Here is a 12,955-nt window from a genome sequence, read left to right as displayed (position 1 = left end):
GGCGCCAAAACCAAACCTTTATGTCTTCCCAGCCCTTATTTTACCCCGCCTCGCCGGTAAATGTACCCGCGACAATTACAACGCCTTCTGCCGCCTTTAAAAAGGAAGTATCAAAAGTAATGGGATCGGTAGTCCTGTTCTTCGTTGTTTACCTTTTATTAATATTCCTGTCAGTATTGCTGGCCATCGCCTGTGTGTATGTCGGTATTTATATGATCATTGCCCTGCCCCGGTTAATGACCATCATGCTCGGCATTGGGCTGATTGGCCTGGGGGTAATGGTATTCGTGTTCCTGATAAAATTTATGTTTTCTGTTTCGCGGTACGACCGGTCGGGTATAGTGGAAATAAAAGAAGAAGATCACCCCAAACTGTTTGCTTTTCTTAAGCAGTTAAGCCAGGAAACCCAAACCCGTTTTCCCAAACGTGTTTACCTGTCGCCCGAAGTAAATGCCTGTGTTTTTTACGATTCCAGCTTTTTAAGCATGTTCTTCCCCGTAAAAAAGAACCTGCAGATTGGTTTAGGGTTGGTGAATGCAGTTAACCTGAGTGAATTCAAAGCCATTATAGCGCATGAGTTTGGTCATTTTTCCCAGCGAAGTATGAAGCTGGGCAGCTTTGTATACAATGTAAACCGGGTAATTTACAACATGCTGTATGAAAATACCGGCTACTCCCGTTCCCTGAACAACTTTGCCAGCGCCAGCAACTACTTTGCCCTGTTTGCTGGGTTAACCGTTCGGGTGGTGATGGGCATTCAATGGGTATTGCAAAAAATGTATGCACTGGTGAACCGGAATTATATGAGCCTGTCGCGCGAAATGGAATTTCATGCCGATGCCATGGCTGCCAGTGTAAGCGGATCGGCCAATTGTATTTCGGCCTTGCGCCGCATTGAGCTGGCCGGTTCCAGTTACAGCGCCGTTATTCAAAAATGCGGCGAGCTGTATAAAGAAAAGCAGGTAACCAGCAACTTATATCCTAACCAACAAACCATGACCCGGCAAATTGCAGTCAATTATAAGTTGTTGTTGCAGAACAATTTGCCCGTGGTAAATGAATCCTTTCTGGAAAACCTGCAACTGAATCGCGTTAACTATAAAGACCAGTGGGCATCGCATCCCGCGCTTACAGAACGCGAGGCGCATCTTACCAAACTGGGTGTACAGGCTGATAGTTGTGATGACAGCGCCTGGATCCTGTTTAATAAGCCCGAACAATGGCAACAACAATTAACGCTTAAGGTATACCATGGAGTAGAACTGCCGCAGGATATTCAGTCGCTGGATGCTATGGCTTTTGATGGCCTGATACTGCAGGATGCAGAAACCTATTCGCTGCCAGAAGTATATAACAATTTTTACGAAAAAAGACAGATCACGATACTGGATGTGGAAGCGCTATCGGCCCAGCCGGAAACGGAATGTGACCCGGCAAACCTGTTTTCTGCACACCATGCAGGATTGCATAAAAGGATCAGGGCGGCCGAAGCAGATTTGGAAGTTGTAAAAGCCATCGATGAAAAAATGATAGCGGTGAAGAGCTTTGATTTTGATGGCGAAAAGTATTCACGCAATCAGGCGGCTGAAGTGTTGTCAATGCTGCAAAAAGACCTCGATGCATTGAAACAACAGTTGGAAACAGCCGATAAACAAGTCTATAGTTTTATGTATAGCCGCGCCCTGCAAATTAGTGTGGCCAAAGCTATGGCGATAAAGAACGGATATATTGAGCATTTTGACCTGCGCAAACAGGCCGACAAATATTTTGAACATGTTCAGGGCATGCTGCAGGGACTTGAACCTGTATACCAGGGCGGCCTTACGCTTGAAGAGGCGCAGGAGATTATTAAGCGGTTGAAGAATGAAGAACCGTTGTTGAAGGTGTACTTAAAGACCTGGATGGAGAGCGGCGCATTCGACCATTCACACACGTTTAAAGGAAGAGTGCAACAGTTCATAAATAGCTCGTATACCTATTTTTCGGACAGGGAATTCTTCAATAACGAGTTAAACGAATTGCAACAGGTAAGTACCGAAAGTTGGGGCGATATCAATGAGCATATTTTCAGGAAATTTAAAAACCTGTTGCAGGCACAACAGGTTTATTTAATGCATTAATCAAACCCTAACCTCAGCTTGCTCCTCAATTCATTCACCAGCGGGTATTGTTCTATAATTTTAATGTATTGTTCTTTGGTTGAGAGGGGCTTTTCTGTGGGCACAAAATCTACCGGCTTATCGGTAACCACAATCGTAAACAGCAGCGTGCGGTTATTGAACTTTTGCTGTACAAATTCCGACAATTCGCGGCGCTCACCCTCGATGAATTTCTGCTCCAGGTTGTTGTTGGTAACAATTTCAAACGAATTCCCGCTGGTAATAACCAGTTGCGCCATATCGAACGACTGAGCGGCCGGGTTCTTGTTATCTTTTAGTTTTTGGGAGAAATCGGCCCAATGCTGCTGCAATTGCTCCAGCGTAAGGGGAATGGCCGGATTGGTATTGCCTGCCTGTTTGCCTGCATATTTCTGCCTGATGGATTCCAGAGTTCCCAATTTGGGCATCGCTTTACCTGTATTCGCGGACTGTTGAGGCTGAACCGGGTTCGATGCACCTGAATGCATGGAGTTTATATAATTCAACTCTTCCTCATCCGGACTCAAATACCCAACCGAAGGTTCTTCTATAATAAGCTTTGCTTCGTCAGTGGGCTGGCGATAAATTGTCGGTTCTTTTTTTACTGGAACTTCAGCTTTCGGAGCAACAGTTTCTGCCGTTTGCCGTTTGCCGTCTGCCTTCTTTTGCTCTACCATTCCCAGCTTACGAAAAGCTACCGACTGGGCTCCCTCAGCTACTTTTTTTTTAGCAAGGCCGTCCCCGCCGGCAGCCAGTTCAAGCGCCTGTTGCAGGTACGTGAGTTTTATAATGGCCAGTTCGGTATGCAGCCGCTTGTTGCGGGCGCTTTTGAAGTTGATCTCGGCTTCGTTCAGGATATTCAGGGCGCTTATGAGGTAGGCTACCGGGGTTTTTTGTCCGGTGGCTATGTATTTATCCTTAAAGCTTTCTACCACCTGCAGCAGGCCGGCTACTTTTTCATCTTTACAAACCAGCAGGTTGCGGATGAATTCAGAAAACCCGTTCAGCACCATATCGCCTTCAAAACCCTTGCGGTCAATGTCGTCATACAATAACATGGCGCCGGCAAGGTCCTGGTTCTGCATGCAGTCTATTAATTTAAAATAGTAGTCTGCATCCAGGATGTTCAGGTGCTCCAGCGTATTTTGGTAAGTAACGGTACCTGCGGTAAAGCTTACTATTTTATCGAGGATACTGAGAGCATCGCGCATGCAGCCTTCGCTTTTGCGGGCAATGATCTGTAAGGCTGGCTTCTCGGCATTGATGGCTTCTTTTTTACAAATGCCTTCCAGGTGTTCTACCGTATCGTTGTTGGTAATGCGTTTGAAATCGAAGATCTGGCATCGGCTGAGGATGGTAGGTAGAATTTTATGCTTTTCGGTAGTGGCCAAAATGAAGATGGCGTAGGAAGGCGGTTCTTCCAGCGTTTTCAAAAAGGCGTTAAAGGCCGAGGAACTCAACATGTGTACCTCGTCAATTACATACACCTTGTGTTTACCGGGTTCGGGCGCAAATCTCACTTTTTCTACCAGCGACCGGATGTCTTCCACCGAGTTGTTACTGGCAGCATCCAGTTCAAATACGTTCAGCGAAGTGCCTTCATTAAAGGAATTGCAGGATGGACATTCATTGCACGCTTCCCCTTCTGCCGAAGGCTTATCACAGTTGATGGTTTTAGCCAGAATACGTGCACAGGTGGTTTTACCCACTCCACGCGGACCGCAAAACAAAAATGCATGCGCCAGGTGGTGGTTCTTGATCGCATTCTGCAGGGTGGTGGTAATATGGGCTTGTCCTACAACCGTGTCAAAGGTTTGCGGACGATATTTCCGGGCTGAAACAATGAATTTATCCATGATATGTCGCAAATGTAAGGAATAGTCTAATGTGCAAATGTTCAAATTTGAAAATGTGATAATTGATTGAATGTGTGTAATTTATGAGGCTGAAATCAGCTTGGGAAAACTTAACGGAAAGTTGGTTCTGGGCCCCCTCCCGGCCTTCGCCAACTGGCGGAGAGGAGATATACAACTTTGTGATAATTATCAACCTGTCAACATTTCAAGCTACCCCACCTACGCTCTACCTCGTGCTTCTTTTAATTCCATTTATAAACTTTACCCCATTTTTCTTCGTCAATCCGTCAACTTGTTAACTGGTCAACTGGTTTACCAACCATCTTTCAACTACCTTCCATCCCAGGGTCATCCTAAGGTTATCTTAAGGTCATCCTAGGGTTATCTTAGGGTTTAAACCCTGGGATAACCCTAGCATAACCCTAAGAATACCTAAAGAATACCTTATGATAAAAGGTCCCACAAATTAGGTTGAGAGTACGTACGGGGTAGTTTTGCTTCCATTTAACCGCTGTCTTCGATCGCCGAATCGGCCGGCTGGTGGGCAGGCGATTCATTGTCTTTCCCTGTTTGCTGTTTGCTCCTGGCTCAGCCAGGACCGTTTCCCATTCACCTCTGTCTACCGCCCGCGATTAAGCCGAACCCAATTGCTCACTGCCATTCCCTGTTTGCCGTCTACCGCCTGCCGTTTGCCATTCTCTTTGCCGTCTACCGCTCACGGCTCAGCCGAACTCAATTTCTCACTGCCTTTCCTTGTTTGCCGCCTGCCGTTTGCCATTTTTCTCCGTCCATTGCTCCATACTCAGCCTGAATCCACTGCCTACTGTCCACTGAATTCCGATAGCTATCGGGAGCCCACTGCTTTCATCCCTGCCCTTTGCCTTCCTGTCCAAAACCACACCCCACGGGTTGATCTGGAGAATTTTTGAAAAAAGCCGATAACTTGTTTGGTAACTTAACAGTGTTAAGTATATTTGTGTCGTTAATTAAGGTAATATGGGTATAACGGAAAGAAAAGAGAAACAAAAGCAGGAGATCAGGAAATTGATCCTCGATGCATCCCTGAAATTATTCATGGAGCAGGGGTATGAGAATGTGTCTATCCGTAAAATAGCAGACCTTATAGAATATAGTCCCACAACGGTTTATCTATACTTTAAAGATAAAAACGAGATTCTTTTCAACCTGCACGAACAGGGATTTCATAAAATGGCTGAATATAATGCCGACCTGTGGACAATAAAAAACCCGGTCGTTCGTCTGGCCAAAATGGGCGAATACTACATCCAGTTCGGCCTGGAAAATCCTGCCTTTTATGAACTGATGTTTATTTTAAAAGCACCCATGGAAGCTTTGGAGTCGCTCGATGCAAATTGTGAATGGAAAAGCGGCGACCAGGCACTGGGCAAATTGAAAGAAACCATTAGGGAGTGTATGGATAAGGGTTTGATAGAAAAAGGGGATGTGGACGCCGTATCAATGGCCATCTGGAGTATGGTGCATGGCATGGTATCGCTGGCCATCAGGGACCGGTTCGAGAAGCTGGTGCCCCGGGACCAAATGGTGCCAATGATGAATAAAAGTTTGACCTGGCTATTGAATTCATTGGATGCCTCTGGCAAGAAAACCTAACGGTTTTTTTTTACTCCAATGCTTTACAGTGTTAATAATATTTACATTATAATTTAAAACAGATCGACTTATGAAAAGAAGTCTATCAATCCCGGCAGTAATCGGGGTTGCGGGGATGCTTTTTGCTCAGGCGTCCCTGGCGCAAACCACCATCCTGGATACTTATATTAAAAAGGGACTGGAAACAAACCTGGCCCTTCACCAGAAATCGTTCGACCTGCAAAAAGCCGAAGTGGACCTGAAAAGGGCGAAGACCCTGTTCTATCCACAGGCCAGTTTGAACTCGCAATACACCCTGGCTTCAGGTGGCCGTACACAGGATATTCCCATTGGCGACCTGCTGAACAATGTGTATTCTACTTTAAACCAGTTAACCGGCGCCAGCAAGTTTCCGCAGGTTGCCAACCAGAAGATCAACTTCCTGCCAAACGACTTTCACGACACTCGCCTGGAAGTATCCTTGCCACTGGTGAACACTGACATCTATTATAACAAAGCCATCAAACAGGAGTTAATTCATACCCAACAGGTAGATATCGAGATCTACAAACGTGAGTTGGTTAAAAACATAAAAGAAGCCTATTATCAATACCTGCAGGCAGGCAAAGCGGTAGACATCTATAATAATGCGCTGAAGCTGGCCAGTGAAAATTTACGGGTAAGCGAAAAGTTTGTTCAGAACAATGTAGGCACCAAAGAATCGGTAATGCGCGCAAAGGCGCAAGTAAGCCAGGTTAAGGCCTCGCTTATTACTGCTACCAATCAACAATTAAATGCCGCCGCGTATTTTAATTGTCTGTTGAACGAAAACCTGGAGGCGCCGGTTACTTTCGATACCACATTACTGGAAAGAACAAATACCAGCATACCCGCCGCACTGGAAGTAACTACCAATCGCGAAGAGCTTACCAAAATACAGAGCGCGCAAAAAGTAGTGGGTACCAGTATGAAGATGAACCGCAATTACCTGGTGCCTAAACTCAATGCTTTTTATGATATCGGTTTTCAGGGGTATGGATTCAAATTCAACAGCGATCAGTTTTACCAGTTAGGCGGACTGCAATTCAAGTGGGACCTGTTTAAAGCCAACGATAATAAATACAAGATCCAACAATCGCAGCTGGACCTGGATGCGCTCGGCAACCAGTATAAAGATGTACAACAACAACTAAACTTACAGGTGCGCATGGCGATGAATAATTACCGCTCGGCCATTCAAACGCTGGAAGCGTTGAATGATGAAGTACAAAGCGCAGTAGAAACCTACCGCTTTGCAGAGCGAAGATTCCGCGAAGGACAGGCCCTGCAAATAGAGTTGATTGATGCCCGCACCCAATTAACCAGTGCTGAACTAAACTATTCCCTGGCTCAATTGGCCGTATTGACACGTGCAGCTGAGTTGGAAAGAGCGACGGCCTCTTATAAATTTTAAAGGCAGTAGGCAGAGGGCAAAGGATTTCAGACGGCGTAAGATCGGTTATTAGTCCGAAATGTCGCGAGCTAACTCACCACTCACCTCTCACCACTGACAACTCACAATCAAACTGATGCAACTAACTATAAAATAAATTAAAATGAAACGCATATATCTTCCCTTAACCATCTTCTTGATCGCTTCCGCAGCGGTGGTATTAACAAGCTGCAAAAGCAATGCAAAAGCAGCCGATGTAATTGATGAAGCCATTGCCGTAAAAGTGTCGCCCGTAACTACAACTCAATATGCACCGGTACTAAAATATTCAGGCAGTATGGCTTCTACAGCCGAAGCCCGGCTCTCGTTTAAAATCGGCGGCATTATTTCAAAGATCTATGTAAAGGAAGGCGATCATATAACAAAAGGGCAACTGTTGGCGACACTCGATCTTACTGAGATAAATGCCCAGGTACAACAGGCGGCGCAGGGTGTTGAAAAAGTACAACGCGATGTAACAAGAGTAAAGAATTTATACAACGATACGGTGGCTACGCTGGAACAGGTGCAGAACGCCAACACACAGTTATCAGTTGCTGAAGAAAGTTTACGCATTGCCCGGTTCAACCAGCAATACGCGCAGATCCGCGCTACAGAGAATGGTACTATTCTTAAAAAATTAATGAATGAAGGCGAGCTGGCTAATCCTGGTACACCCGTGTTTCAGTTCAATGGAACAGCCGGCAACGATTGGGTGATCAGGTTTGGGGTATCAGATAAAGACTGGGCCGTGCTAAAGAAAGGGGAAAAGGCTTCAGTAGAGATAGACGCCTATCCCAACAAAACATTTACCGGTATTATCACTGAGATAGCACAGGGTGCAGATGTATCGAGCGGGACCTATGAAATAGAAGTAAAAGTATTACCAGGTACTGCCCGCTTTGCCGCCGGTTTATTTTCTACGGTGAAGTTGCAGCCAACCGGTGAACAAACCGTAACCCTGGTGCCGGTAGAAGCATTGACCGAAGCCACTGATAAAACAGGGTATGTGTACACCGTAAATGCCGATGGCAAAACCGTTACCAAAAACAAAGTGACCATCGCCTTTTTGGAAAACAACAAAGCGGCCATTTGGAGCGGCTTGGATAGTGCGCATGAGGTGATAACAGAGGGCGTAGGTTACCTCACAGACAGATCATTCGTAAAAGTGATTAAATAGTTATAAGCCTTAAGCTATAAGCCATCGCGGCCACCGCGCTGTGGTGTATTGCTTGCAGCTTATAGCTGTATTTGCTTTCTGCTTTAACCTTTAGGCTTTAAGCTTTTTACCATTCTCAAATTCTCATTGTATGAAAATAACTGACTTCTCAGTAAAAAATTATCAGTTCACACTCATTGTGTTTGTGATGCTGATAGCCATAGGCGTTAATTCGCTGCTGAATATGCCCCGGGGTGAAGACCCCGACTTTCAGGCGCCCACCTTTAGTTTAGTTGTGGTGTATCCCGGTACCAGTCCAAAAGACATGGAAGAACTGGTGGTTGACCCCATTGAAAAAAGGATGAATGAGCTGGATGACATCAAGCGCATCATCAGCCGCATAGATGATGGCCTGGCTGTAATCCAGGTAGAGTTTAAATATGAAAGCGATCCCGATAAAAAGTACCAGGATGTAGTGAGAGAAGTAGATGCATTGAAAGCCCAACTGCCGCGGGATGTTACCGATATCAATATTTTAAAGTTCAGTCCGGCCGATGTAAACATTTTGCAAATAGCCCTTATGAGCGAAACCACGCCGTATAAAGACATGGAAGAATGGAGCAAGGAATTGAAAGAACGGCTGGAAAAGATCAAGTCGTTGAAGAACGTTGATAACTGGGCTTTTCCGCAACAACAGGTACGGGTATCGCTGCAACTGGAAAAACTGGCGCAATATGGCATTCCACTCAACAAAGTATTGGGCGCTATTCAAAGTGAGAATGTGAACATTCCTGGCGGGAGTATTGAAATGGGGGAGAAGAAGTTCAACATAAAAACCAGTGGCGATTATAAAAGTGTAGAAGAAATAAAGAACACCATTGTTAGTAATGTAAATGGCAAACTGGTGTATGTAAAAGATATAGCCGAAATAAACTGGAATTACGAGGAACAGACTTATATAGGCCGCCTGAATGGCAAACGCGGCGTGTTTGTAACTGCCAGCCGTAAAATGGGTACCAACATCTTTGATGTGGAGAAGCAGATAAAACCCGTGCTGGAGAAATTTCAGCATGACCTGCCTAAGAGCATAACCTACGAACAAAGCTTTGACAACGCCAAAAGTGTTCATACCCGGCTGGGTGGTTTTACGCGTGACTTTGCCATTGCCATCTTCCTGGTGTTGCTGACCTTGTTGCCATTAGGCGTACGGGCTTCCATTGTGGTGATGATTTCCATTCCGCTGTCACTGGCCATTGGTTTGTTTTTGCTGGATATGTTTGGCATAACCATTAACCAGTTGAGTATTGTAGGTATGGTGGTAGCGTTGGGTTTGCTGGTTGATGACAGTATTGTGGTGGTGGAGAACATAGAGCGTTATCTGCGGATGGGTTACAGCCGGCGCGAAGCAGCCATGACGGCCACCAAACAAATAGGCCTGGCGGTTATTGGTTGTACCGTGACATTGATCTTTGCCTTTTTACCGCTGATGTTCTTACCCGAAGGGGCAGGGGATTTTATTCGCAGTTTACCCGCCGCAGTAGTTACCACCGTATTGGCTTCGCTGTTTGTTTCATTGACGATTGTACCGTTCCTGTCGAGCCGCATTTTAAGCAGTCACGAAAACCCCGAAGGCAACCTGTTCCTGCGTGGCTTGAAAAAGTTCATTGGTGGTTCGTATCGCCGCTTATTACATACCGCTATTACGCGCCCTGTTACTACCTTACTGGTGGCCCTGGCGATCTTTGCTGGATCAATAGCCCTGGTACCGGTGGTAGGGTTTAGTGTATTCCCCGCTTCAGAAAAACCAATGTTCCTGATAAACATTGAAACCCCATTGGGTACCAGTCTGGCTGCCACGGACCAGGTAGCGCGGTATGTGGAAAGTGAAATAAAGAGCATTCCCGATCTGAAGAATTACGCTACCAATGTAGGCCGCGGTAACCCCCGGATCTATTACAACGTGATCCCGCAAAACGAAGTAAGCAACTATGCGCAATTATTTGTACAGTTGAAAGCAACGCCGCCTGCGGAGAAAAGAAAACTGATAGATCAGCTGCGGACAAAATTCAAACACTACCCCAATGCAAAAATTGAGGTAAAGGATTTTGAACAGGGCCCGCCGGTGGAAGCGCCCATCGCCATCCGCCTGTTTAGTGAAGACCTGGATACCCTGCGCAGTCTGGCCTTTAAGGTAGAAGCGTTGTTAAAGAAAACACCGGGCACTATTTACGTAAACAATGAGCTCACCACCCTGAAAACCGATCTGCAGGTAAAAGTGAATAAAGAAAAAGCAGGGTTGTTAGGCGTACCTATTAATGATATCGATCGCACCATTCGCATGACGGTGGCTGGACTGAACATCGGCACTTTCAGAAAAGAAAATGGCGATGAATACAACATTACGGTTACCCTGCCGCGTGGCGACCACCAAACCTTTGATGCGTTCAGCAAAATATATGTCACCAGTGTGAAAGGCGCCTCAATACCACTGAACCAGCTGGCCGATATTCGTTTTGAGACTTCGCCCGTTACCATTAAACACTATGATAAAGACCGCTTTACCGTAACCACGGCTTTTGTGCAAAGCGGTTTTAATACCGGTAAATTAACCGAAGGCATCATTAAACAACTGGATTCCATGCATTTCCCACCCAATTCGCATTACGTGGCGGCCGGTGAAGTGGAAGCCAGCCAGGAAAGCTTTGGTGGATTGGGAACGATTGTATTGATAACCGTATTCGGCATCTTGGGCACCCTGATCCTGGAGTTTAAAACATTCCGCGGAACGCTGATCGTATTATCAGTAATACCATTGGGGATTATTGGCGCGGTGTTGATGTTGTTAGCAACAGGAAATACCTTCTCCTTTGTGGCCGTGATTGGGTTGATAGCGTTGATCGGGATTGAAGTAAAGAACTCTATTCTGCTGGTTGATTATACCGATCAGTTGCGCAAACAGGGAATGAGCCTCGACAAAGCCATCCAGGAGGCGGGTGAAACACGTTTTGTGCCCATCATTTTAACCACCTTAACAGCCATCGGTGGATTACTTCCATTGGTAATGGAAAACAATCCCCTGTATTCGCCCCTGGCGTTGGTGATTATTGGCGGATTGATTAGTTCTACTTTGTTGACGAGAATTGTTACTCCTGTGTTATATAAGTTATTAGCACCTAAGATAGGGGAGTAGTGGTTGAAAGTAGAAGTAGCTCTATCAAAACACAAGAGGCAACCCGGTAACTGGTTGCCTCTTGTGTTATAAATAGCTTTTAGCTAATATGCGGGTGTGGTTTAAATTCTCTCGTTCTATCAAACAAATAACGGTAAGTAGTCAGCACGCGGCTGCGAAAGGTATCGCCCAGGCTGGCAGCCACGTTCAGCATTTTGGGATTGAAATCACCAATCCATTGCATTTCGTATTCGGTATACGGGGTTTGCCATTGAATTACCTTGCCCGATTCAACGATCATATAGGCATCGATGCCCTTGCCCTGAAATTCCGGTACGATACCAAATACCAGCCCGGTGCATTTCTTACAGGGTTTGGTTTTTTTGATCCACAGGAATTTCAATTTGTGGTACCAGCTGAATTGCCCGTTCAGGTATTTGAACCACTGGTTCAGGTCGGGCAGGTTAATGAACATGGCAATGGGCGTTTCCTTATGATAAGTAAACCAGATGATGCGTTCATCCATCACCACTTTCATTTTTTTGAACATGATGATTGCCTGTTCTTTCTTCATTTCCTTTAGTCCGCCATGACCTGCCCAGGCCTTATTATACACATAGGCGAAATCGGCCGCGAATTTCTCGATCTGTTTTTTATCGATGGGAATGCACCGGTAATCGGCGGTTGCGTACTGGTCGTGCCGGGCGTGCATTTTATCGCTGAGCTTTTTCTTGGGATCTATGCCAATACAGATCTGGTTGAAAAACGGGCGGAACCCATAGGTTTCAAAAAGCTGTTTATAATACGGCGGATTATAGTTCATGCAATACAGTGGTTCCTGGAAGCCTTCGGTTACCAATCCCCACCAGCGGTCGCGTTCGCCAAAGTTGATGGGGCCATCCATAGCCGCTACGCCCCGTTGCAGTAACCAATGTTTGGCCACGTCAAAAAGCATATCGGCGGCAAACTGGTCGTTTATACAATCAAAAAAGCCGATACCCCCTACAGGAAATTCGTCACCCTTGTTTTTGTATTTTTTGTTTACAAAAGCGGCAATGCGCCCAATATGTTGACCATCATTGTTGTATAAAACCCAGCGGGTACATTCGCCATGGCGGAATGACTTGTTTTTTTCAGGATTGAAAACCTCTTCCACATCTTTATCGAGCGGACGGATGTAATTGGGGTTGGACTTATTTAGTTCAACATTGGCCCTGATGAAATCTTTGGCTGCTGTAGCAGTAGTAACTTCAGTTAATTGCATGTTCGGATATAAGGATACTGCATAGTCCATATTCAAAGTACAAATAAAGCGAAAAAGCGGTAAAAAGTTTCCTGTTTCCCGTAACCGGTTGTCGGATGTCGTGTATAGATTGTTGGTTTATAGTATTGTTACAAGTTACAGGTTACAGGTTGCAAAGCCTGCCCCGGCTGGTTGGGGGGACCCTGATAACTGTGACTTATAAAACACATACCAGCCAATCTGAGACCTGGAACCTGAGACCTGGAACCTGGAACTGGCTTTTGGCGGCACTTTACAAAAAATCTCCC

The 12,955-nt window shown here is 45.6% G+C and carries 7 protein-coding genes; 5 read left to right on the top strand and 2 right to left on the bottom strand.

The window, feature by feature from the left end; all coding sequences use genetic code 11:
- Positions 1 to 20 precede the first annotated feature (20 nt).
- Positions 21 to 2,120 carry a M48 family metallopeptidase gene (locus NIAKO_RS27170; RefSeq protein WP_014221668.1) on the top strand — a complete coding sequence of 700 codons (2,100 nt, stop codon included), beginning with the start codon at positions 21 to 23 and terminating at the stop codon, positions 2,118 to 2,120.
- On the opposite strand, the gene NIAKO_RS27165 is transcribed toward NIAKO_RS27170, so the two are convergent.
- Positions 2,117 to 3,994 (bottom strand): DNA polymerase III subunit gamma/tau, encoded by a 1,878-nt coding sequence (locus NIAKO_RS27165; protein ID WP_014221667.1) that lies wholly within the window; start codon positions 3,992 to 3,994, stop codon positions 2,117 to 2,119. The genes NIAKO_RS27170 and NIAKO_RS27165 overlap by 4 nt on opposite strands.
- 996 nt (positions 3,995 to 4,990) lie before the next feature.
- Between NIAKO_RS27165 and NIAKO_RS27160 the strand changes: the two genes are divergently transcribed.
- The 4 genes from NIAKO_RS27160 to NIAKO_RS27145 all read left to right on the top strand — a co-directional run bounded on the left by NIAKO_RS27160 (position 4,991) and on the right by NIAKO_RS27145 (position 11,425).
- The gene (locus NIAKO_RS27160) at positions 4,991 to 5,626 is read left to right on the top strand and encodes a TetR/AcrR family transcriptional regulator (RefSeq protein ID WP_014221666.1); all 636 of its coding nucleotides are present in this window, start codon (positions 4,991 to 4,993) and stop codon (positions 5,624 to 5,626) included.
- Positions 5,627 to 5,696: 70 nt separating this feature from the next.
- On the top strand, positions 5,697 to 7,058 hold the full coding sequence (locus tag NIAKO_RS27155; RefSeq protein ID WP_014221665.1) for a TolC family protein: 1,362 nt from the start codon (positions 5,697 to 5,699) through the stop codon (positions 7,056 to 7,058).
- A gap of 142 nt (positions 7,059 to 7,200) precedes the next feature.
- Positions 7,201 to 8,256: an efflux RND transporter periplasmic adaptor subunit gene (locus NIAKO_RS27150; RefSeq protein ID WP_014221664.1), complete on the top strand. Its 1,056-nt coding sequence runs from the start codon at positions 7,201 to 7,203 to the stop codon at positions 8,254 to 8,256.
- Positions 8,257 to 8,386: 130 nt separating this feature from the next.
- Positions 8,387 to 11,425 (top strand): efflux RND transporter permease subunit, encoded by a 3,039-nt coding sequence (locus NIAKO_RS27145; protein WP_014221663.1) that lies wholly within the window; start codon positions 8,387 to 8,389, stop codon positions 11,423 to 11,425.
- A 79-nt stretch (positions 11,426 to 11,504) separates the two neighbouring features.
- On the opposite strand, the gene NIAKO_RS27140 is transcribed toward NIAKO_RS27145, so the two are convergent.
- Complete coding sequence (locus NIAKO_RS27140; protein ID WP_041349448.1) at positions 11,505 to 12,668, bottom strand: hypothetical protein; 1,164 nt, start codon at positions 12,666 to 12,668, stop codon at positions 11,505 to 11,507.
- Positions 12,669 to 12,955: the final 287 nt, after the last annotated feature.

It is taken from the genome of Niastella koreensis GR20-10, assembly GCF_000246855.1.
GTDB classification, from domain to species: domain Bacteria; phylum Bacteroidota; class Bacteroidia; order Chitinophagales; family Chitinophagaceae; genus Niastella; species Niastella koreensis.
The sequence above is the reverse complement of the archived record's forward strand: the minus strand, read 5'-3'. Positions and strand labels throughout refer to the sequence as shown.

Bases quoted from the DNA above. Each gene is read 5' to 3' on its own strand.
- NIAKO_RS27170 (WP_014221668.1), top strand. From the start codon at position 21: ATGTCTTCCCAGCCCTTATTTTACCCCGCCTCGCCGGTAAATGTACCC.
- NIAKO_RS27165 (WP_014221667.1), bottom strand. From the start codon at position 3,994: ATGGATAAATTCATTGTTTCAGCCCGGAAATATCGTCCGCAAACCTTT.
- NIAKO_RS27160 (WP_014221666.1), top strand. From the start codon at position 4,991: ATGGGTATAACGGAAAGAAAAGAGAAACAAAAGCAGGAGATCAGGAAA.
- NIAKO_RS27155 (WP_014221665.1), top strand. From the start codon at position 5,697: ATGAAAAGAAGTCTATCAATCCCGGCAGTAATCGGGGTTGCGGGGATG.
- NIAKO_RS27150 (WP_014221664.1), top strand. From the start codon at position 7,201: ATGAAACGCATATATCTTCCCTTAACCATCTTCTTGATCGCTTCCGCA.
- NIAKO_RS27145 (WP_014221663.1), top strand. From the start codon at position 8,387: ATGAAAATAACTGACTTCTCAGTAAAAAATTATCAGTTCACACTCATT.
- NIAKO_RS27140 (WP_041349448.1), bottom strand. From the start codon at position 12,668: ATGCAATTAACTGAAGTTACTACTGCTACAGCAGCCAAAGATTTCATC.